22 protein-coding genes are annotated in these 19,544 nt (G+C 62.8%); 9 read left to right on the forward strand and 13 right to left on the reverse strand.

Translation table 11 applies throughout. The features are described 5' to 3' along the window. Positions 1-208: 208 nt before the first annotated feature. From ACQ4WP_RS12945 to ACQ4WP_RS12960, 4 genes are read right to left on the reverse strand one after another with little or no spacing between them, the layout of a single operon-like run. Positions 209-775, reverse strand: a complete 567-nt coding sequence (locus ACQ4WP_RS12945; protein WP_436521170.1) for a carboxymuconolactone decarboxylase family protein — start codon at positions 773-775, stop codon at positions 209-211. After that, positions 775-1,623, reverse strand: coding sequence for a fumarylacetoacetate hydrolase family protein (locus tag ACQ4WP_RS12950; RefSeq protein WP_436521172.1), 849 nt, complete (start codon positions 1,621-1,623; stop codon positions 775-777). The genes ACQ4WP_RS12945 and ACQ4WP_RS12950 overlap by 1 nt, the downstream gene beginning before the upstream one ends. Beyond that, positions 1,568-2,914 carry an MFS transporter gene (locus ACQ4WP_RS12955; RefSeq protein ID WP_436521174.1) on the reverse strand — a complete coding sequence of 449 codons (1,347 nt, stop codon included), beginning with the start codon at positions 2,912-2,914 and terminating at the stop codon, positions 1,568-1,570. The genes ACQ4WP_RS12950 and ACQ4WP_RS12955 overlap by 56 nt, the downstream gene beginning before the upstream one ends. Before the next feature lie 2 nt (positions 2,915-2,916). Continuing rightward, a complete protein-coding gene (locus tag ACQ4WP_RS12960) occupies positions 2,917-4,281 on the reverse strand; it encodes a KamA family radical SAM protein (protein ID WP_436521176.1) in 1,365 nt (454 codons plus the stop codon). Positions 4,282-4,564: 283 nt separating this feature from the next. On the opposite strand from ACQ4WP_RS12960, the gene ACQ4WP_RS12965 reads away from it, so the two are divergent. Both ACQ4WP_RS12965 and ACQ4WP_RS12970 read left to right on the forward strand, forming a co-directional pair. Then, positions 4,565-5,023 (forward strand): cache domain-containing protein, encoded by a 459-nt coding sequence (locus tag ACQ4WP_RS12965; RefSeq protein WP_034780434.1) that lies wholly within the window; start codon positions 4,565-4,567, stop codon positions 5,021-5,023. Between the two features lie 68 nt (positions 5,024-5,091). Continuing rightward, positions 5,092-6,783, forward strand: coding sequence for a methyl-accepting chemotaxis protein (locus tag ACQ4WP_RS12970; RefSeq protein ID WP_436521178.1), 1,692 nt, complete (start codon positions 5,092-5,094; stop codon positions 6,781-6,783). A 15-nt stretch (positions 6,784-6,798) separates the two neighbouring features. On the opposite strand, the gene ACQ4WP_RS12975 is transcribed toward ACQ4WP_RS12970, so the two are convergent. Continuing rightward, the gene (locus tag ACQ4WP_RS12975; protein WP_436521180.1) at positions 6,799-7,377 is read right to left on the reverse strand and encodes a DNA-3-methyladenine glycosylase; all 579 of its coding nucleotides are present in this window, start codon (positions 7,375-7,377) and stop codon (positions 6,799-6,801) included. Between the two features lie 276 nt (positions 7,378-7,653). Here ACQ4WP_RS12975 and ACQ4WP_RS12980 point away from each other — a divergent pair, with 276 nt between their 5' ends. Further along, positions 7,654-8,520: an HDOD domain-containing protein gene (locus ACQ4WP_RS12980; RefSeq protein WP_436521340.1), complete on the forward strand. Its 867-nt coding sequence runs from the start codon at positions 7,654-7,656 to the stop codon at positions 8,518-8,520. 106 nt (positions 8,521-8,626) lie between these two features. Further along, positions 8,627-9,835 (forward strand): hypothetical protein, encoded by a 1,209-nt coding sequence (locus tag ACQ4WP_RS12985; RefSeq protein WP_436521182.1) that lies wholly within the window; start codon positions 8,627-8,629, stop codon positions 9,833-9,835. Positions 9,836-9,849: 14 nt separating this feature from the next. Here the strand turns inward: ACQ4WP_RS12985 and ACQ4WP_RS12990 are convergent, their stop codons facing one another. Further along, positions 9,850-10,392 (reverse strand): DNA-deoxyinosine glycosylase, encoded by a 543-nt coding sequence (locus ACQ4WP_RS12990; protein WP_436521184.1) that lies wholly within the window; start codon positions 10,390-10,392, stop codon positions 9,850-9,852. Positions 10,393-10,488: 96 nt separating this feature from the next. Here ACQ4WP_RS12990 and ACQ4WP_RS12995 point away from each other — a divergent pair, with 96 nt between their 5' ends. The 4 genes from ACQ4WP_RS12995 (at position 10,489) to ACQ4WP_RS13010 (ending at position 13,287) form a co-directional block, all read left to right on the forward strand. After that, positions 10,489-10,917 carry an Mpo1 family 2-hydroxy fatty acid dioxygenase gene (locus tag ACQ4WP_RS12995; protein ID WP_436521186.1) on the forward strand — a complete coding sequence of 143 codons (429 nt, stop codon included), beginning with the start codon at positions 10,489-10,491 and terminating at the stop codon, positions 10,915-10,917. 150 nt (positions 10,918-11,067) lie between these two features. Then, on the forward strand, positions 11,068-11,517 hold the full coding sequence (locus ACQ4WP_RS13000) for an outer membrane lipoprotein (protein WP_046684332.1): 450 nt from the start codon (positions 11,068-11,070) through the stop codon (positions 11,515-11,517). A 322-nt stretch (positions 11,518-11,839) separates the two neighbouring features. Continuing rightward, on the forward strand, positions 11,840-12,784 hold the full coding sequence (locus tag ACQ4WP_RS13005) for a DMT family transporter (protein ID WP_436521188.1): 945 nt from the start codon (positions 11,840-11,842) through the stop codon (positions 12,782-12,784). Beyond that, complete coding sequence (locus ACQ4WP_RS13010; protein WP_436521190.1) at positions 12,781-13,287, forward strand: GNAT family N-acetyltransferase; 507 nt, start codon at positions 12,781-12,783, stop codon at positions 13,285-13,287. The genes ACQ4WP_RS13005 and ACQ4WP_RS13010 overlap by 4 nt, the downstream gene beginning before the upstream one ends. 197 nt (positions 13,288-13,484) lie before the next feature. Here the strand turns inward: ACQ4WP_RS13010 and ACQ4WP_RS13015 are convergent, their stop codons facing one another. Both ACQ4WP_RS13015 and ACQ4WP_RS13020 read right to left on the reverse strand, forming a co-directional pair. After that, entirely contained in the window at positions 13,485-13,622 is a 138-nt protein-coding gene (locus tag ACQ4WP_RS13015) for a hypothetical protein (protein WP_436521192.1), read from the reverse strand. Positions 13,623-13,660: 38 nt separating this feature from the next. Further along, entirely contained in the window at positions 13,661-13,840 is a 180-nt protein-coding gene (locus tag ACQ4WP_RS13020; protein ID WP_436521194.1) for a hypothetical protein, read from the reverse strand. Between the two features lie 14 nt (positions 13,841-13,854). Between ACQ4WP_RS13020 and ACQ4WP_RS13025 the strand changes: the two genes are divergently transcribed. Further along, complete coding sequence (locus tag ACQ4WP_RS13025; protein ID WP_034746290.1) at positions 13,855-14,034, forward strand: hypothetical protein; 180 nt, start codon at positions 13,855-13,857, stop codon at positions 14,032-14,034. 11 nt (positions 14,035-14,045) lie between these two features. Here the strand turns inward: ACQ4WP_RS13025 and ACQ4WP_RS13030 are convergent, their stop codons facing one another. Genes ACQ4WP_RS13030 through hutG form a run of 5 tightly spaced genes read right to left on the reverse strand, consistent with a single transcriptional unit; the run spans position 14,046 to position 19,533 of the window. Then, complete coding sequence (locus ACQ4WP_RS13030) at positions 14,046-15,536, reverse strand: glycine betaine ABC transporter substrate-binding protein (protein ID WP_436521196.1); 1,491 nt, start codon at positions 15,534-15,536, stop codon at positions 14,046-14,048. 21 nt (positions 15,537-15,557) lie between these two features. After that, positions 15,558-16,784, reverse strand: a complete 1,227-nt coding sequence (hutI, locus tag ACQ4WP_RS13035) for an imidazolonepropionase (RefSeq protein ID WP_436521198.1) — start codon at positions 16,782-16,784, stop codon at positions 15,558-15,560. Positions 16,785-16,796: 12 nt separating this feature from the next. After that, positions 16,797-17,372, reverse strand: a complete 576-nt coding sequence (locus ACQ4WP_RS13040) for a HutD/Ves family protein (protein ID WP_436521200.1) — start codon at positions 17,370-17,372, stop codon at positions 16,797-16,799. Continuing rightward, positions 17,372-18,760: a formimidoylglutamate deiminase gene (locus tag ACQ4WP_RS13045; RefSeq protein WP_436521202.1), complete on the reverse strand. Its 1,389-nt coding sequence runs from the start codon at positions 18,758-18,760 to the stop codon at positions 17,372-17,374. The genes ACQ4WP_RS13040 and ACQ4WP_RS13045 overlap by 1 nt, the downstream gene beginning before the upstream one ends. After that, complete coding sequence (gene hutG, locus ACQ4WP_RS13050) at positions 18,745-19,533, reverse strand: N-formylglutamate deformylase (RefSeq protein WP_436521204.1); 789 nt, start codon at positions 19,531-19,533, stop codon at positions 18,745-18,747. The genes ACQ4WP_RS13045 and hutG overlap by 16 nt, the downstream gene beginning before the upstream one ends. Positions 19,534-19,544 lie beyond the last annotated feature (11 nt).

The following is a 19,544-nucleotide window of genomic DNA, read 5'->3' on the forward strand; positions in this document are numbered from 1 at the left end:
TGCAACTTCATTACACTTTGTCCATCTTTACCCGAAGAACTACTCTAAGTAATCCTCAGGAAATTATTGTGAATTTATGACGAACAGAACCGGATGCTATGCAAGGCGCCCGCTGCGACGCAGTGCGAGCACTGCTAGCAGCGGGCAACGCCGCAGAGCGCCGGTTATGGAAGTCAGAAATCACAATAATTTATTGGGGGTTACTTAGTCAGGCGGGCAAGGGCGGCACGCCCAAGGCTGGCACCGCCGTCTGCGCTCCGTTCATGACCATGGCCAGGAAGGTGTAATAGCCATTGATGCCCATCAAGTCCACCACGCCTTGCTCGCCGAACAGGGCCAGCGCGCGCGCATACGTGGCATCGCTGACGCGCTTGTTCTGCTGCAACTCAATGCAAAAGTCGTGCACGGCTTGCTCATCTTCTTTCAGGGCAAGCGGCGCGCGCCGTGCGGCAATGGCGTCCACGGCCGCTTGCGCGATGCCGTTCTGCACGGCCAGCGGCGCGTGGATGGCCCATTCGACTTGCTGGTCCCACTGGCGCGCCGTCACCAGGATCGCCAGTTCCGACAGGCGCGTGCCGATGGCGCTGCGGTAGCGCAAATACTCGCCCATGCGCTGCGCCGTTTCCATCAGCTCCGGGCTGCGGATCAGCGGCACGAAGGGGCCGTACAGGGCGCCGCGCGGACCGTCGATGATGGCTTGCGCGGCGGCCCGCTGCTGGGCGTCGAGCTGCGCCAAAGGCAGCGCGGGCAAACGGTCGATATCGCTACCGGCCATCAGACAGTCCAGGCGACCACGTCCTGCTGCTGTTCGCCCAGGCCGGGGATGCCCAGGCGCATGCTGTCGCCTTTTTTGAGGAAACGCTGCGGCTTGCGGCCCTGGCCCACGCCCGGTGGCGTGCCCGTGGCGATGACGTCGCCCGGTTCCAGGGTCATGAATTGCGACAGGTAGCTGACAATCTGCGCCACCGTGAAGATCATGGTTTGCGTATTGCCGGTCTGCATGCGCTTGCCATTGACTTCCAGGTACAGGTCCAGATCCTGCTCGTCGATGACTTCATCGCGCGTCACCAGCCATGGGCCGATGGGGCCAAAGGTGTCGCAGCCCTTGCCTTTATCCCATTGACCGCCCCGCTCCAGCTGGAACGAGCGCTCGGAAATGTCGTTGACGACGCAATAGCCGGCCACGTATTTGAGGGCATCCTCTTCGCTCACGTATTGCGCGCGCGTGCCGATGACGACGCCCAGCTCCACTTCCCAGTCCGTCTTTTTCGAGCCTTTCGGCAACACGACATTGTCGTCGGGACCATTCAGGCAAGTAATTGCCTTCATGAAGACGATGGGCTCGGCCGGGATCGGCATGCCGGACTCGGCTGCGTGATCCGCGTAATTGAGGCCGATGCCGATGAACTTGCCGACTTTCGCCAGTGGCACGCCGAAGCGGGGATTGCCGCGCACCAGGGGCAGCGTCTTTTCGTCGAGCTTGGCCAGCTTGCGCAGGGCCTTGTCGGACAGTTGCGCGCCGTCAATATCGGCAATCACGCCGGACAGGTCGCGCAGTTTGCCTTCTTCATCGATCAGGCCCGGTTTTTCCTTGCCTGGACGTCCATAACGAACGAGTTTCATAGTCTTCCTTGGAGTTGATCATTGCCGCTGTGCAGGCTGCCATTTTACCGGATGGCCCGGCACGCCTGTAGCGGTGGATGAAAAACATCGCAAGTCCCGGCAGTTGCAAGGCCGCCAGCACGCCAAACGCCACCTGATACGCTTGCGGCGGATACTGCTGCAAGCTGTTCAGGGGCCAGCAGCCGAGGATCAGGCCAAAGCCCGCCTGCACCAGGAAGGCGCCCGTAAAAATCAGCAGATTCAGGCAGGTGGCCGCCCTACCCGTCAAGCTGGCCGGCATGCTTTGCGCGACGATCGCATATTCGAGGCCCGTCACCGTGCCCAGCACGGTAAACAGCACGGACAGCATGGGCAGGCTGGGCACGACGTTACACGCCATCGCCACTTGCACGGCGACAAACAGGACGATGCCGGCGCCCGCCACTTGCATGGGTTCAATCGCATGCCGTCCCGCCCACTCCGTCAGCATGCCCATGCCGATGGCGCCGAAGATGACGGCCGCCATGCCCAGGTACAACAAATACGCCACGTTATCGTCGGACAAGCCGCCTACGTCGGCCAGCCAGCGTCCGACCCACAAGCCCTGCACGCCAAAGAACACCGTGTGCGGCAGCAAGATCAGCGCGATGGTGCGGCGAAAACCGGGATCGCGGTACACGCTCCAGATACTGACCTTGCTCACAGTATGCGCGGCGGTGGGCGCGGGCATGGCCGGCGACAGCAGGCGGATCAGCAAGCCAATGGCCAGCGCCGCCAGCGCCAGGCCCAGGAATACGCCGCGCCAGTCCGTGTAATGCAGGGCCAGCTTGACGGGCATGGTGGCCGTGGCCGCGCCCAGGCCGCCCACGGCGATCAGATAGCCGTGCACGGACGGCAGGCGCGCGGGCGCGATGGCGCACGAGATCGCTTTCACGGCGGCCATGAAACAGCCGCCCAGGCCTGCCCCCATCAGGGCCCGCGCCCACATCAGCTCGGCAAAGCTGTGGCCCCGACTGAACAGCCACACACCCAGGGCCGCCAGCGCCAGCAGCCACAGTTGCACCGTGCGGGGGCCGTAACGGTCGAGCGTCATGCCGATCGGCAGTTGCACCAGCGCAAAGGCGAGAAAAAAGGCGCTGGTCAGCAAGCCCAGCTGCGCCGGGGTCAGGGCGATGGCGCCCAGCAATTCCGCCGTCAGCACGGCATTCACGCCGCGCAGCAGGCACGACAGGTAATGACCGAGCGCAAACGGCAGGAACACCAGGCAAAACACGGCCACGCCGGAACGGGAGGAGGCGCCGGCGCCGCGCATGCTCAGGCGGCCTGTGCCAGGCGGATGATTTTATGCGGCAACTGCGGCATAGGCTCATCCGTCTCGAAAAAGAATTTATCGTGGCCGAACGCGGGCTTCAAATCGTCCATCCACGTCGCTTCCGCATCGAACTTCGCATAAAACGGCCGGCGCACCCAGTCCGGGTTGCGCGCCTGCAAAAATTGCAGGGCAAACAGTTTTTCCCCATTGATGGTGACGATGCCATCGATGACGATCTTGCCGGGAAACGCGCTCATGGAGGGCCCGCGCACCGTGCGCGACAGACCGGACACCATCTGGTAAGCGGCCTGGAAAATCTCATGCGCCTTCGCCAAGGGCAATTCGAAATAGCCGCGCGGCCCCGTGTCCCGCTCGACAAACATGTAATACGGAATTGCCCCCAGGCGCGTGCCCGTCTGCCACAGTTCGGCCCAGCTTGCCGGGTCTTCATTGATGTGGCGGATCAGCGGCCCCTGCATGCGCAAGGTGGCGCCCGTGGACACGATGCGTTTCACCGCTTGTTGGGCGATGTCCTGGCGCAACTCCACGGCATGGCTGTAATGGCCCATCACGGCCAGGTTCTTGCCCGCCCTGACGATACGCTCGAACAGGCGCAGCAGATCGTCCGCATCGCGGTCGGAGACAAAACGCTGCGGCCAATACGCCACCGCCTTGGTACCGATGCGGATGTTCTGGATATGTTCCAGGCCCGGTTCGAGCAATGGTTCCAGGTAGGCTGCCAACTGGCGGGTGTTCATGATCATCGGGTCGCCGCCCGTGATCAGCACGTCCGTCACTTCCGGATGCAGTTTCAGGTAGGCGGCCAACTCATGCGACTCGCGCGCATCGAATTTCATGTCATCCATGCCGACGAACTGGGGCCAGCGGAAGCAGAAAGTGCAATACGCGTGGCACGTCTGGCCCGCGCTGGGAAAAAACAGCACCGTTTGCGCATATTTATGCTGCAGGCCGCGCACGGGCGTATCGTTAACTTTCGGCACGTTGTGCGTCATCTGCCCGGCAGGATGGGGATTCATGCCCAGGCGAATCCCATGCACATAGGCATCGATGGCAACCTTGTCCCGCTGCACCAGCACCAGATCGCGCAAGTGCGCGTACTGCTCGGGCGGCAGCATGTCGCGGTGGGGAAAAACCAGGCGGTAAATGGGATCGTCTGGAATATTGTTCCAGTCGATCAGCTGGTCGAGCACATAGGCATTGGTGCGAAACGGCAAGACGTGCGAAACCACCTGCACGGCTACACGCTGCTCTTCTGGCAACCATTCCCACTGCCGCGCCTGATGAATGGTTTGCCGCGTATACGGCTTGAACTTGGGTGGAAACGGCTCGGTAATGAGTGCGGACACGATAGTCTCCTTGTCAATAAATAGCGATAACTTTCATGAAATTGGCCCTATATCGGCCAATTCCAGCCTTTTCTCCCACAGGCCATGCCAGCTCGGCATGCTGTGAAAGTCATCATAATTCTTGCCATCCAGAACCAAATTGCTACACATCAACAAGCATTCCGATACCTTGTTCACTGCCTACAAGCAACACCTTAGTTTGTTCCATCGCAATTTGCTGGGACCCTCGGCGACGTAAATTACGGCTTTGCAACACATCCCTCGATTCTCACAAGGAGCTGTCATGAAACGCTTATTCACGGGTAGCCTGCTGTGCCTGGCCTTTGCCGGCGGCAGCGTCAGTGCCGCCGTCGAACCAACGGAAAAGGACGCCATCGCCATGGCCGAACGGGGCGCCGCCTTCATGAAGGCACACGGCAAGGAAGAGATGATGAAGAAAATCACGGCGAAAGACCCCGACTTCGTGCAGGGCTCGCTGTATGTGGACATGCGTGACATCAAGACGGGCATCGTGCTGGCCCACCCCATCAATCCTTCCATCGTGGGCAAGGATTTGACGGATGTGCCTGACGCGAATGGCAAAAAATATCGCCGTGAAATCATCGAGCTGGCGCAAAAGCAGGGCAAGGGCTGGGTCGACTACCAGTACAAGAACCCCACCAGCGGCAAGATCGAGCCGAAGACCACGTATATCCTGCGCGTCAACGACGTGGTGCTGGAAGCGGGGATCTACAAAAAATAAGGCAGGGGCGGCGCACACGAACGCCGTGCGCCGCCTGCGCTTGGAACAGCCATAGCCAGGAGTCAAGCATGCTCAATACATTACGCATCGGACCAAAATTATTGCTGGCGCCCGCCCTGGTCTTGCTGCTGCTGATACTCAGCTCGAGCGGCGCCTGGTATGGCATGGTGCGGCAAAATGCCTCGCTGGAAAACATGGTACGGGTACGCATCACGCATCTGAAGGCGGCCGCCGACGTACTGGGAGAGGCCCGGCAAGTACACGGCAATATGTATCAGTTGCTGTCGTGGACGAATGGCAGCTTCGCCAAGGCTCGCCTCGATACACTGGAGCAACAGATCAAGACACGCCACGCGGCCATCGGCACCCAGCTGACCACACTGCGCGCCACAGCCACGGGCGCCGAGCGCACCTTGGTCGATGCGGCCATCACGGTCCTGGCCGGCTACCGCAAAGCCGTGCTGGAAACCATGGAAATGGCGCAGATGGACCAGTCGATCGCCACCAATTCCATGCTCAAGGCGGAAACGCAATTCGGCCAGTTCAATACGCAGCTGGCGCAGTTGTCGGCCCTGGAAACGACGCTCAGCAACGAAGCCCATGCGACGGCCAGCGACGAGTTTCACAGCCTGGGCTGGAGCCTGCTGCTGACCGTCCTGCTCTCCATCCTGGTCTCCATCGTGGTGACCATGCTGGTACGCCGCGCCATGCTGCTGGAAATCCGCGGCATTGCCGACGCCGTGCAAGACCTGGCGGCAGGCAAGCTGATCGCCGGTGCGCCCAAGCAGGGCAATGACGAGATCGCCGCCACGTCGCGCGTGCTGGACCAGACCATCGCCAACCTGAACCAGACCTTGCGCACCATCATGGCTGCCGTGCAATCGATCGACACGGCGTCGCGCGAAATTGCCACCGGCAACCTGGACTTGTCGGCACGCACGGAAATGCAAGCCAGTTCACTGGAAGAAACGTCGAGCGCCATGGAAGCGCTGACGCAAGCCGTCAATGACAATGCCGACAACGCCCAGCTGGCCTGCGAGCTGGCGGGGCAAGCCTCAACCCTGGCCGTGCAAGGGGGCGCGTCGATGCAGCAAGCGGTGACGACGATGGCGACGATACGCGCCAATTCGCGCCAGATCGTGGATATTATCGGCGTGATCGATGGTATTTCCTTCCAGACCAATATCCTCGCGCTGAATGCGGCGGTGGAAGCGGCGCGCGCGGGCGAACAAGGCCGCGGCTTTGCCGTGGTCGCGTCCGAAGTGCGCACCCTGGCGCAGCGCTCGGCGCAGGCGGCCAGGGAAATCAAGACCCTGATCGCCACGTCCGTGAGCACCATCGATGGCGGCAGCGTGGCCGTGCAGCAAGCGGGCGACAGCATGGGCGCCATCGTGGCCTCGGTGCAGCAAGTCAATGACATCATCCAGCGCGTGAAACAGGCCAGCGCGGAGCAGGCGTCGGGCATCACGGAAGTGAATCAGGCCGTCACGCAAATGGATGACGTCACCCAGCAAAATGCGGCCCTGGTGGAGCAGGCGGCAGCGGCGGCGGCCAGTTTGCAGGACCAGGCCGTCAAATTGTCGGCGGCCGTGGCCGTGTTCACCTTGGACGAGCGCCCTGCTACGCCGGCCGGCCACAGCGAAGACGAGGCATTCCAGCATCCGGCCAGCCCCGTCAAGGGAACGGACCGGCGCGCGCTGCACAGTCCGCTACGCGGCATGCCCCGCAACACCACGCCCCGCCGTCAGCGCGGCGCCTGACCCCGGGCCGGACGGCTAAGCGGCAGGCGCGCGCATCGGCTTGCTCAGGTAGCGCGAACCGGCCAGCACGAAGCGCCACGGCGTGTCCATCGCCCTGGAAATCCCGATGCGCGGCCCCGCTTGCACCGTCACGTCATCCTCGCGGGCCAGCAACATGAACGGCGGCGCATCGAGCGCCAGCCGGTTATGCATATGCGTGACACCCAGCGCCTGGCACAGCTTGCCCGGGCCCGAACACAGCTGCCGCAATTCCTCGACGCCGCGCCGCTCACGCATGCGGTCCAGGCCCGCCAGCGGCTCGATGGCGCGGATCAGCACGCCTGCGCCATGGCCCGCTTCGCGGCACACAAAATTCAGGCACCAGTGCATGCCATACGAGCGGTACACATAGGCGTGCGCAGGCGGGCCGAACATGGCGGCATTGCGCGGCGTCATGCCGCCGTACGTGTGCGAAGCGGGGTCCAGCCGGTCATACGCTTCCGTTTCCACGATGCGCCCGCCCACGCCGTCGACCAGCACGGTCACGCCGATCAGCTGGCGCGCCACGCTGCAAGAATCGTCCGCAAAATCGATACCGGCCAGGAGTTTTTTCATGCGGCAATTGTAGCGCCACGCCTGCCCGCACGCACCGGCGGCTGCCTTAAAAACAAATACATCTTACTTTTTTCACCATAAAAACAGTGGCTGATTGCGTCGCTAAATGATCAACATCGGTGGCAATCACGGCAAAAACAGGAATTTTTCGACAATCTATTGTAGAGATGAACTATTGCCATGCATAAACATGGATAATCATCGGGCATTGCGCAAGCCGTCCATGAGGCCGTCCATGTGCAGCGCAGGACCGAATAACCAGCGGGCAAGACAATGATGATGAGAGCGGCAGCGCAAAAGCAGGTAGTGCAGGAAGATCCGGTTGACGCCTTGATGCGTTCCATCCGTATCCCGCCGCGTCCCAGCCTGCTGGTCGACCTGCAGCGCGAACTGACCGAAGCCGACCCGTCGCCGCGACGCATCGCGCGCATCATCGCCGACGATGTCGGCATGTCCGGTGCCCTGCTGAAACTGGCCAATTCGCCCTTCTATGGTGCCACGCGCAAGGCCAAATCCGTCGAACAAGGCATCAACTTTCTCGGCATCAACCAGTGCAGCGCCATGATGACGGGCTTGCTGGCGCGCCAGGCGCTGGAAGCGGAAGGCGTGGAACTGACCAACTTCTGGGATGTGTCGGCCAAGCGCGCGCGCGCCCTGGTGTTTACCTCGCGCAAGTTGCGCATCGCCCCGCCCGACATTGCCCACACCTTCGGCCTGTTCTGCGATATCGGCGTGCCTTTGCTGATGAACCGCTTTCCCGACTACGTCAAGACGTACGCGGCGGCGGCCAATGATGCGCACAATTGCTTTACCAGCCTGGAAGACGCGCGCCACCAGACCAACCACGCGGCCATCGGCTGCTTGCTGGCGCGCAACTGGGGCCTGTCCTCCGATGTCTCCTGGGCGATTTTGCACCACCACGACTACACGGTGCTGGCCGACCCGTCCACGGACGACGCCATCCGTTCGCTCGTCGCCCTGTCGCTGCTGGCCGAAAAGGGCATTCAGCGCTACCATGGCAACAGTACCTCGCTGGAGTGGGACAAGGGCGGCGAACTTGCCTGCCAGCATCTCGGTCTGTCGCAGGAAGAAGCCGCCGACCTGCTCGACGAGTTGCACGAGATGTTCGATACCGACCATTGATGTATCAGGCGGCCGCGTCCGCCTGTATGATCCGTCCCGGCGCCTGGCATAGCCATGGCGCCCGTTTCCGTTTGCCTGACCCGTATTTCTTAACCTGTTGATCGCCATGCCCAAAAATAAGCGCCCTGTCCCCCGTAAATCCGCCAACACGCCTGAAGACAAGGACGAGTCCGTCACGCGCATGCTGTGCACGATGGCCCTGAACCTGGCGGAGCAGGAAGACAGCGAATCGCAGGGCACGGTACTGGCCGAGCAAGCCGTCGAGTTCGGCCGCCTGATCCGCAAGGCCTTGAATCAGAAGAAGGATGAAATCCTGTACGACGCCATCGAGCGCGCCAAATACGAAGACGTGGGCGCCTACCAGTACCTGCGCAGCCATATCGAGGAAGCGGCCTCCATTTCCGTGATGCGCCGCGAGAATGCCCCGGCCATGGAAATCAACGCCTTTGTCGTGCCCCTGCTGGTGCAAAGCACGGGCGGCCTGAAGGAAGCGGACAGCTTCCAGGACCAGGATGCATTCGAAGCGCTGGTGAAAAGTTTCCAGCAGGCGCAACTGGAAAGCGCCAAGGCCAAGGTGGTCTTGATGAGCCATGCCTACGACCTCGATGAAATTGACCGCATTACCTACAGCCACCTGCATGAAATGGTGCGCGATGCGTACTCGTCGATGACAGACAAGAAAATCGTCGCCACGCCGGGCCTGGAAAGCAGCATCGTCGGCTGGAGCGAAACGGCTTTCGGCCCGCAAGACACGGCCGTCGAGCTGCGCTTCCTGCTGGGCTTTGCCTTGAAACGCGTGGACGACCCTTTCTATGCGGAACCGAAGGATGAAGCGGCGCTCGACGCCTGGTTCGACGCGCGCATGGCCCGCTACCAGCAGTGGACGACGGAAGTGGGCGACCTGGTGAAACGCTGCCTGGCGCCGGCCGGCAGCGCCCTGGAAGTGAGCTTTTTGTACCAGGATCTGTTCCACGGTGGCAAGGAACAAGGCATGAGCGAGTATGCGATGCTGCAGATGATGTCCGGCATCAACCACGCGCTGGCGGAACACCAGGTGGACGCCGGCGACGTCTCGGTCGTCGTCGGTCCGGCCGATGAGCACGGCGAAATGCTGCTGCGCGTCAATGTCAGCACGGCGGGCGGCCAGCTGCTGCACAGCGCCGACAAGCCGCTGGACCTGGCCGCCGACCTGCAGGACGAAGTCGACGACATCTGCGATGCGCTGGCCACCATCGGCGTGACGCAATTATCGGTCGCGCTGAAATTCGACGCCAAGGGACAGCCGCTGGAAGCGCAGGCGTACGCGCCGGCGTAAAGCCGGCGACATGCTCAACGCGCGACCGGCTCCTGTTGGCCGCGCAGCAACAGCCATGCCTGCAGCTTTTGCGCATACGCAAGCGTATGCGCCGGACTGCTCGACGGCAAGCTGACGATGCGGTAGCGCTGCGCGTGCTCGCCCAGCACCTTGACGCCCAGCTTCGCGGCCGTGCCGCCGTTGAAGGCGATTGTGTGCAGCCGTGGCAGGCTGGCCGCCAGGGCCACCAGGTCGTTGTCGTCGCGGGCGCGGATATTGCTGTCCAGGCTGCCCGTACGCTGCGCCTGCGCCACCACATCCCACAGGCCCACGCCGTGCGCCAGCAAGGTTGCCAGACGCTCTTCATAGGGCAGGCTCTTCAACTCCACGCCCAGCACCTCGCCCAGCAGCAGCCAGAATTTGTTTTGCGGATGCGCATAGTACTGGCTGTGCGCCAGCGATTTTTCGCCGGGCAAGCTGCCCAGTATCAGCAAGCGCGTGTTGGCGTCGACGACGGGATCGAAGCAGCGCTTGCGCGGGTCGGCGGCAGTATCTGGCAAAAAGGCAGGGCTATTCAAATGAGAGGTCCGGAAGGGGAAATGAAGGGCCATTTTACCCGGCCACGCGACGGTGTAGAATTCCCGCACAACCTTCCCCCACACAAGAGACCGCCCATGCGCACCATCGACACCCTGCTGGCCCAGTATGGCGAAAGCCACCGCAACCACGTCAATGAATGGGTGCACATCGTGTGCGTGCCGCTGATCGTTTTCAGCCTGCTGGGGCTGCTGTGGAGCGTGCATGCCAGCGTGGCGCTGCTCGGCAGTATTCTGGCCTTATACTATTATTACAAGCTATCGCGCCCGTTTGCGGCGGGCATGCTGGCGATGCTGGCCACCATGCTGGGCCTGCTGCTGCTCATGCCCCCGCAGACTATGTTGCCCGTGTCGCTGGCGCTGTTCGTGCTGGCCTGGATAGGCCAGTTCATCGGCCACCAGATCGAAGGCAAGAAACCGTCGTTCCTGGACGACTTGCGCTTTTTACTGGTGGGACCGCTGTTCGTTCTGGGATTTTTGTACCGGCGCCTGCGGCTGGCGTATTGAGCGGCAAGCGGTCATGTGGTAACACGGGGCCGGTAACAGATTTTTACTATTCGCAACTAGTTATCTGCGACAAGTGTCCTTATGATAAGTCAGCATCTTTACTGCCGGTCGACGCAATCGGCAATTAACTTTTGTCCAAGGGAGTCCCACATGAAAGCACCAATCATTGCAGTGGCATTGCTCGCCACCCTGGCCGGCTGCGCCGTACAACCGAACTCGGCTAATGTCTACAATGCGCGCCAGGCGCAGAATGAACAATCGGTTCGCATGGGCACGGTTGAATCCGTGCGCCAAGTGACCATCGACAAGGGCGAAACGGGCACGGGCGTGCTGGCTGGCGCGGCGCTGGGCGGCGTGGCCGGCTCGGCAGTCGGCGGTGGCAAGGGCGCCATCGCAGCCAGCATCCTCGGCGCGGTCGCCGGCGGCATGGCCGGCAAGAGCATCGAAGCGAACGCGTCCAACAAACCTGGCCTGGAAATCACCGTGCGCCTGGACAATGGCGACATGCGCGCCATCGTGCAAGACGCGGACGAACTGTTCCGCCCGGGCGAGCGCGTGCGCCTGCTGTCGGATGGCCGCAAGACTCGCGTCACGCATTGATCTGCTTGCCGGCGCATGCGCTTAGCCGAAGGCGCCGGCAGCGAGCAAGGCAGAAGGGTGAAGCCAGATGGCAATCACAGCGGTCACGACGACATACACAAGCAAGCTCCAGACTTTGATCTGCAGTGAGGCTGGCATGGCGGTCCTCCTTCCAAGATGCAATTCAGAAAATATTTACTTAATAATAATGAAAATATTTTCATAAATTCAACATTTTCCAGAAGCACTGCGCTGGCTCAATACCTGAGGGTAGCTTGCCGCACATTTAGCCCCTCCATTTGCCAAGCTCGACCGGGACGCACTATGCCCGTATACTTGCGCGATGTCCTCTCCTCTCCTGTTCATCATTGCCTGCCTGATCTGGGGCTCCACCTTCTGGGCCATCACCTTGCAGCTGGGCGATGTCGCCCCCGCCGTTTCCGTGGTCTACCGCTTCGGCCTGGCTTCCGCCACCCTGTTTGCCTGGTGCGCCTTGCGCGGCGACACCTTGCGCCTGCCCTGGCGCGCGCAAAAATGGATGCTGCTGCAAGGCATGGCATCGTTTGCCCTCAGCTATGTTTGCACCTACAGCTCGGAGCAATACCTGGTCTCCGCCCTCGTCAGCGTGCTGTTTGCGCTGATGGTGTTCTGGACGCCATTGCTTAACCGCCTCGCTTTCGGCACGCCGATTACCTGGAGCACCTGCTGCGCGGCGTTTGTCGCCATCTGCGGCATCGTGCTGCTGTTTTACCAGTCCATCGGCGCGGCGCTGCACGATATTATGGGGGGCGGCAATGGCCACTTCTTGCTCGGGTTCATGCTGGCCCTGGTGGCCACCGTGTCCAGCACGGTGGGCAATGCCCTGGTCATGAAAGTGCGTGAACACTCCGGCAACGTGATGCTGACCATGGCCTGGACCATGCTGTGGGGTACGCTCATGGTAGCCGTTTGGGCCGTCGCCACGGGCCAGTCCTGGCAGTTGCCCGCACGCCCCAGTTACTGGATGGGATTGGCATATCTGGCCATCTTCGGCTCGGTGATCGCCTTCAGCGCGTATTTCACTTTAATCGCGCGCATCGGCACGCAAAAGACCGTGTATATCGGCGTCGTCACGCCCGTCATCTCCGTGCTGCTGTCGGTGCAGTTCGAACATTACCGGCCCGCCGCCATCGAATGGGTGGGCATGCTGCTGTGCCTGTCCAGCGTGGCCTGGGCCCTGATATCGGGCGCGCGCAAGACCGCTGCCGTCGCCTCCTTTTCCACCACTCCATCAACAAAGGCAACATGAGCACTTCTTCCTCCCTCGCCATTCGTCCCGCGACCGCATCCGACGTGGCCGCCATCTTTGGCATGATCCACGAACTGGCCGTGTTTGAAAAACTCGAACACATGATGATCGCCAGGGAATCCATGCTGCACGACAGCCTGTTCGGCCCCCATCCTGCATGCGAAGCGCTGGTCGGCGAGGAAAGTGGCGAGGTGGTGACGTTCGCCCTGTTTTTCCATAATTTTTCCACCTTCCTGTGCCGCAAGGGGCTGTACCTGGAAGACCTGTACGTCAAGCAATCGGTGCGCGGCAAGGGCTATGGCAAGCAAATGCTGGCAGCGCTGGCGCGACTGGCCGTCGAACGCGATTGCGGCCGCTTCGAATGGTCGGTGCTGGACTGGAATGAAAACGCGATCAACTTCTACAAGGGCATGGGCGCGGACGTGATGCCGGACTGGCGCATCTGCAGGGTCGCCGGCGATGCCTTGACGCAATTGTCAGCGGGCACGCCAAAGCCTGCGTAAACCGATTGCCAAAAAAAAATCCCCGCGGGCTAGCGGCACCGCGGGGTGAACCCATTGTCAAGTGGGAGGGGGAGAATGCAATCAACGGTTATCAATATAAACGCTACGACTTGTCACCGCGCCGACCTTTACATTTGCTTACCGGGCCTTACATTTTCCTTAAATCTGTCAGCGAACTGTCCATCCTTTGCCACAGTTTATTTCCGTGGCTCAATCAATGTGCCGTGCAAGCCGATATGTTGTTGCGCAAGCCCATTACCACCCTGCGAATTCTTATAGATTTGGTACACTGTCAGGCAGGCGATGCAGCCAGCAACCACGGCAAAAATGACCATGCGACGCTCCTTGAGTATGTTTGAAGGTATCAGGGGGATCAGAGCCTGCGGCTGATGATGGCCAGGCAGAGAAGATTCAGTGTGGCATCTTCTGCTGGTGGGGCATTGCGCAATATCAAACGCGTCAAAGTGACGGCGCGCTGGCGTTTGATGCGACGCAAAATGGCGGCAATGCGCTCACACACAATGAACGAATCAATGAACGAATCGTTACGCATATGGGAGCCACATCATGAATGTCTCTGCCAAACCACTCGTCATGAAAATCTACCGCGCCTACCTGCGCTCCCGCCTGGAGCGCTACACGCGCGACTTGCAAGCCATCGCCGAACAGCGCGAGAACGACTTCCAGGCTGAACGCATCCTGCACCAGGCCGTCGTCTCGGTGCGCTCGAAACTGCACTCGCTGTAGCCGTGATGCCGTCAGTGCTGCCGGTCGGCCACGGCCCAGCGCTCCAGCAGCTCGAACAAGCCTTGCGTCAGCAGGGCCAGCACGGCTGCGGGGATGGCACCGGCCAGCAGCATGTCGTTGTCATTCAACGCCAGGCCGATGGTGATGCGTTCCCCATAGCCACCCGCGCCGATGAAGGCGGCGATGGTGGCCGTGCCCACGCTCATCACGGCCGCCGTTTTCACACCTGCCAGCATGACGGGCAAGGCCAGCGGCAAGTCCACGTGCAGCAGGCGGTCGCGCCGGCTCAAGCCCAGCGCCAGCGCCGCCATGCGCAAGCCTTGCGGCACCTGCAAGATGCCGGTGCAAGTGTTGCGTACGATGGGCAGCAGCGCATACACGAATAGCGCCACCAGTGCCGGCGCCAATCCGATCATGCCCAGTACGGAAATCAATATCGCCAACAGGGCCAAGGAGGGCACCGTCTGCAGCACGCCGACGAAGGCCAGCACGGTTTGCCGCAGCGGCGCCGAAAACGCCGCCAGCACACCCAGCGGAATGCCGATCAGGCACGCCAGGGCGACCGACAGCAGCACCAGGGTCAGATGCTGGCGCGTCAGGGTCCACAAATCGTCGCCGATGATTTTCGCCAGCAGGCCGCTGCGCGCTGCGCCAGCGGATTTATCGGCCTTCATGCCGGACGCCAGCCACTCCCGCGCCACGCCCGCAAAGCTCTTGCCATCGATTTCCACGGCCGCATTCATGGCGATCATGTCGCCCTCGCTGATACGCCCCTGCAGCCGCAGCAAAGCCTGCCAGGCGGAGGTAAAGCGCGGCGGCACGTCGAGCCGGTACAGCAGCATGGCGTCGTAGCGGGGAAAATACTGCTGCGTGTCGGCCAGCACGCGCAAGCCGTACTGGCGGATCTTCGCGTCCGTCGAATAAATGTCGATCACGTCCACCTGGCGCTGCGCCAGCGCTTCATAGGCGATGCCGTGATCGAGCCCGCGCGGGCGCTGCGGCAAGCCATAGCGCGCGGCCAGGCCCGGCCAGCCATCGACGCGGCCGATGAATTCATGCGACAACCCAAACTTCAAGGCGGGATGCTGCGCCAGCTGCTCCAGACTGGCGATGGCCTGTTCATCGCCGCGCATGGCCAGCGCATAGGTATTGTTAAAGCCCAAAGGCACGGCCACGCCCAGACCCAGCGCCGCCAGCTCGCGCCGCATCTGTTCCAGATCAATCGGTTTGTCGTGCTTGAGGATTTCGCTGGCGATGGTGCCCATGTATTCGGCATACACGTCGATGCTGCCCGCCTGCAGCGCGGCGAGCACGATGGCCGTATTGCCCAGGCCCTGGCGATGCTCCGTCTTTACGTGCGGCGCGGCGCTCTGTTTGACGATTTCGCCGAGGATGTAGGATTCCGTGAAACGCTTCGAGCCCACCTTCAAGGTGCCGCCGTCCAGGGCATGCGCGGGCGCGGCGGTGAAGACAAGCAACAACAGCAGGTAAACAACACGCACGCGGCGCTCCAGGACGGATGATCAATCCGGCAAGCTTACCACCGGCGCGCGCCAGACACCGCCATGCACCACGCCCGCGCACGGGTTCAGGCCCAGCGCATACGCCAGGTCGGCCGGACGCGCGATGCGCCACAGGGCGAAATCGGCGCGTTTGCCCACCACCAGGCTGCCCGTTTCACGTTGCAGGCCCAGCGCGCGCGCCGCATGGAGCGTGCAGCCGGCCAGCGCTTCCTGCGGCGTGAAGCGCCACAGGGTGCACGCCATGTTCATCGCCAGCAGCAGGGACGTCATGGGCGAGGTGCCCGGGTTGCAATCGGTGGACACGGCCATCGGCACGCCCGCCGCGCGCAATGCCGCAACAGGCGGCTGCTGCGTCTCGCGCAAAAAATAATACGCGCCCGGCAGCAGCACGGCCACCGTGCCATGTTCTGCCATGGCGGCAATGCCCTCTTCCGACAGGAATTCCAGATGGTCGGCCGACAGGCCGCCGTAGCGGGCCGCCAGGGCCGCGCCGCCCAGGTCCGACAGCTGCTCCGCATGCAATTTGACGGGCAGGCCCAAGCCTCGCGCCGCCTCGAACACGCGCTGCGTTTGCGCCGGCGTAAAGCCGATGCGCTCGCAGAACGCGTCGACGGCGTCGACCAGGCCGTCGCCAGCCAGCTTGGGCAGCATCTGCGCGCACAGCAGGTCGATATACGCGTCGGGCTGGCCCGCATATTCGGGCGGCAGCGCGTGCGCGCCGAGAAACGTGGTGCGCACAGTGACCGGCAGCTGTTTCCCTATCCTGCGCGCCACGCGCAGCATCTTCGCCTCGCTGTCCGCAGCCAGGCCGTAGCCGGACTTGATCTCCAGCGTGGTCACGCCCTCGGCCAGCAGCGCCAGCACGCGGGGCAGGCTTTGTCGCAGCAATTCCTCGTCGCTGGCCGCGCGCGTGGCGCGCACGGTGGACATGATGCCGCCGCCGGCGCGGCTGATCTCTTCATAGCTGGCGCCATTCAGGCGCGCCTCGAATTCGTCGCTGCGGTTGCCCGCGTGGACGATGTGCGTATGGCAGTCGATCAGGCCGGGCGTCAGCCAGCAGCCCTGGCCATCGAGCAAGACCGCACCGCTGGCCGGCAGCTCGTCGCCGGGGCCGAACCAGGCGATGCGGCCATCCTTGACGGCGATGGCCGCGTCCAGCAGTTCGCCATAGCCGTGCTCCATGGTGGCCAGGTGAACGTTGTGGATGACCAGGTCCCAGTCTTGCATGTCTTTTCCTTCCTAGATGAAAAGGTCGACGCGGAACACGGCCGTGCGCTGCAAGGCGTCCAACCGCCATTCCTGCGCATCGTCGGCGTCCAGCAGCAGGGCGTCGTAGCGGGCCAGCGCGAACTGCTGGTCATCGCCACGCGCCAGCACGGCACCATCGCCGGCGACAAACAGCAGGGTCGCCGCGCTGCGCCGCGCCAGCTTGCCCGGCGCCGTGATTTTTTCCAGCTGGTGACGGCAGCGGTCGCGCCGCGTCATCACATTGAAATCCGTCGTCGGCCCCTTGACTTGCGCGACGACGTCCGCTTCGCCGGGAAACCACAGCATGGGCTGCGCAGCGGTCAAGACTACCTTGCGCGTGCCGTCGAGCGTCAGCTGCACGCTGTCGCCATCGACCAGCATCAGGCTGCGGTCGATACCGGGAAAGCTGGAAAACGGGCCGCTGGCCGTGATTGTCGCCAGGCTGATACGCCAGTCGAAGTTGTCGAAGCCGGCGTCCAGGGGAGCAATGGCGATTTCCGTCGTGCTGCCGCCGCCATTTTTCCACGGCGCGGCGCGCAGGTATTCATGCGGGATGAAGGTCGCCATCAGAGCGCCCTCAGTTGCGCCAGCGTGCGCTTGTAAGCGGTGGCGATGGCGTCCTGCGCCAAATGGTGCCCACCGCGCACCTGCCACTGGCCGCCACACAACACGTCGCGCACCAGGTTGTCGTTGCCGCAGAAGAGAAAACTGCCCAGCACATCGGCTATGGCCACGCCGCACAAGTTCACATGCGTCTCGTCGAGCACCAGCAAGTCGGCGCGGCTGCCCTGCGCCAGCGCGCCCAGCTTGCGTCCGGACGCCTGCGCGCCGCCTCGCAAGGCCGCCTGCCACAGGTAGTCGCCCACATGGCGTTCATCGGGCGTGGCGGCGACATTGCGCTGCTGGCGCTGCAAGCGCTGGCCGTATTCAAGCCAGCGCAATTCCTCGACAGGCGACTGCGATACATGGCTGTCGCTGCCGACGCCGAAGCGCCCGCCGGCGGCGATGAATTCGGCCAGCGGGAACAGGCCATCGCCCAGGTTCGCCTCCGTCGTCGGGCACAGGCCCGCCACGGCGCCGCTGGCAGCCATCAGCGCCACCTCGTCGGGCAGCACATGCGTGGCATGCACGAGGCACCAGCGCGCGTCGACATCGACCTGATCGTACAGATACTGCACCGGGCGCCGGCCGCTGGCATCGAGGCATTGGCGCACTTCGCCCTGCTGCTCGGCGATGTGAATGTGAATGGGACGCAGTGGCGGCAGCGCTTGCGCCACTGCGCGGATCTGCGCCACGCCGGCCGCGCGCAGCGAGTGGGGCGCGAAGCCCACCTCCACCTGCCCGCAGCGCTGCGGCGCCAGCGCCTCGATGATGCGCAAGACATCATCCGCATTGGTGCGGAAGCGCGCCTGCTCCGCTTTCAACGGTTGTTCGCCGAAGCCCGCATGGCTGTACAGCACGGGCAACATCGTCATGCCGATGCCGCTGATGCGCGCCGCGGCCAGTACCCGTTCGGCCGTTTCGGCGGGGCGCGCATATAGCGCACCGGCCGCATCGCGCTGCAGGTAGTGGAATTCGCAGACAGCCGTGTAGCCATGACGCAGGCATTCCGCAAACAGCTGCGCGGCGATGCTTTCCATCTGCTCCGGCGTGATGTGGCGCGCGAAGCGGTACATCAGTTCGCGCCAGGTCCAGAAGCTGTCCGGCGCATCGGCGGTTACCTCGCCGGCCCGTTCCGTCATGCCGCCCAGCGCCCGCTGGAAGGCATGCGAATGCAGGTTGACCATGCCGGGCAAGACATATTGCGCCACTTCCACGCCAGGCGGTGGAGCTGCCTCCTCCTGGATGTGCGTCAAGTCGCCGGCCGCATCCCACTCTAGCAGCACGTCGCGGCGCCAGCCCTGCGGCAGCAGCGCGTGGCGCGCAAACAAACAGCCGCTCAACGCGCCACCCATGCCACGGCCGCTTCCATCATCTGGCGCAGCAGCGGCTGCACTTGCGCGGCCAGGTCGGGCCGGTAGCCGAACGGCATCGCTTCATCCATGTACAGGCATTGACACATCTCCAGCTGGATCGCATGCACGCGGCCTGCCGGCTGTCCATAATGGCGCGTGATATGCCCGCCCTTGAAGCGGCCATTCAGCGCCACGGTAAATTCATCCTGCGCGTGCGCGATATCGACCACGGCGGAGGTCAGGCCGCTATCGCAGCTGGCGCCATCGGCCGTGCCGAAGTTCAGGTCGGGCAGCTTGCCGTCAAAGAAGCGCGGCACGCGCGAGGCGATGGAATGGGCATCCCACAGCACCACGGCGCCATGCACGCGCAGCAACCGGTCCAGTTCCGCGCGCAGCTGCCAGTGGTACGGCGTCCAGTAGCGCTGCAATCGCTGCTGCACGTCGGCCGAATCGGGTTCGCGGCCCGGCAGGTACAGCGGCTCGCGGTGAAAGGTATCGTTGGGCAGCAAGCCCGTCGTATCCTGGCCCGGATACAGATTCGTGTCTTCCTGCGGGCGGTTCAAGTCGATGCTGTAGCGCGACCAGCGCGCCGACAGCACGGACGCATCCATCTCCTGCAAAAAACCATACAGCTCGCGCAAATGCCAGTCCGTATCGGCTTTGATCAAGGCCTCCGGCGTCATGCGCGCGGCGATATCGTCGGGTATGTCGGTGCCCACGTGGGGCATCGACACCAGCAGCGGGATGCTGCCTTCGTTGAAGCGAAAATCCATGCTTGTCTCCT

The organism is Janthinobacterium lyxosi (assembly GCF_051380665.1).
Classification (GTDB): Bacteria; Pseudomonadota; Gammaproteobacteria; order Burkholderiales; family Burkholderiaceae_D; genus Janthinobacterium.

Excerpts from the sequence above, each read along its gene's own strand:
- ACQ4WP_RS13000 (WP_046684332.1), top strand. The coding sequence starts at position 11,068 with ATGAAAGCACCAATCATTGCAGTGGCATTGCTCGCCACCCTGGCCGGC.
- ACQ4WP_RS12985 (WP_436521182.1), top strand. The coding sequence starts at position 8,627 with ATGCCCAAAAATAAGCGCCCTGTCCCCCGTAAATCCGCCAACACGCCT.
- ACQ4WP_RS13010 (WP_436521190.1), top strand. The coding sequence starts at position 12,781 with ATGAGCACTTCTTCCTCCCTCGCCATTCGTCCCGCGACCGCATCCGAC.
- ACQ4WP_RS12975 (WP_436521180.1), bottom strand. The coding sequence starts at position 7,377 with ATGAAAAAACTCCTGGCCGGTATCGATTTTGCGGACGATTCTTGCAGC.
- ACQ4WP_RS12965 (WP_034780434.1), top strand. The coding sequence starts at position 4,565 with ATGAAACGCTTATTCACGGGTAGCCTGCTGTGCCTGGCCTTTGCCGGC.
- ACQ4WP_RS13005 (WP_436521188.1), top strand. The coding sequence starts at position 11,840 with ATGTCCTCTCCTCTCCTGTTCATCATTGCCTGCCTGATCTGGGGCTCC.
- ACQ4WP_RS13040 (WP_436521200.1), bottom strand. The coding sequence starts at position 17,372 with ATGGCGACCTTCATCCCGCATGAATACCTGCGCGCCGCGCCGTGGAAA.
- ACQ4WP_RS12970 (WP_436521178.1), top strand. The coding sequence starts at position 5,092 with ATGCTCAATACATTACGCATCGGACCAAAATTATTGCTGGCGCCCGCC.
- ACQ4WP_RS12945 (WP_436521170.1), bottom strand. The coding sequence starts at position 775 with ATGGCCGGTAGCGATATCGACCGTTTGCCCGCGCTGCCTTTGGCGCAG.
- ACQ4WP_RS13025 (WP_034746290.1), top strand. The coding sequence starts at position 13,855 with ATGAATGTCTCTGCCAAACCACTCGTCATGAAAATCTACCGCGCCTAC.
- ACQ4WP_RS12995 (WP_436521186.1), top strand. The coding sequence starts at position 10,489 with ATGCGCACCATCGACACCCTGCTGGCCCAGTATGGCGAAAGCCACCGC.
- hutI (WP_436521198.1), bottom strand. The coding sequence starts at position 16,784 with ATGCAAGACTGGGACCTGGTCATCCACAACGTTCACCTGGCCACCATG.
- ACQ4WP_RS13045 (WP_436521202.1), bottom strand. The coding sequence starts at position 18,760 with ATGGGTGGCGCGTTGAGCGGCTGTTTGTTTGCGCGCCACGCGCTGCTG.
- ACQ4WP_RS13015 (WP_436521192.1), bottom strand. The coding sequence starts at position 13,622 with ATGGTCATTTTTGCCGTGGTTGCTGGCTGCATCGCCTGCCTGACAGTG.
- ACQ4WP_RS13020 (WP_436521194.1), bottom strand. The coding sequence starts at position 13,840 with ATGCGTAACGATTCGTTCATTGATTCGTTCATTGTGTGTGAGCGCATT.
- ACQ4WP_RS12955 (WP_436521174.1), bottom strand. The coding sequence starts at position 2,914 with ATGCGCGGCGCCGGCGCCTCCTCCCGTTCCGGCGTGGCCGTGTTTTGC.
- ACQ4WP_RS12950 (WP_436521172.1), bottom strand. The coding sequence starts at position 1,623 with ATGAAACTCGTTCGTTATGGACGTCCAGGCAAGGAAAAACCGGGCCTG.
- ACQ4WP_RS12980 (WP_436521340.1), top strand. The coding sequence starts at position 7,654 with ATGATGAGAGCGGCAGCGCAAAAGCAGGTAGTGCAGGAAGATCCGGTT.
- hutG (WP_436521204.1), bottom strand. The coding sequence starts at position 19,533 with ATGGATTTTCGCTTCAACGAAGGCAGCATCCCGCTGCTGGTGTCGATG.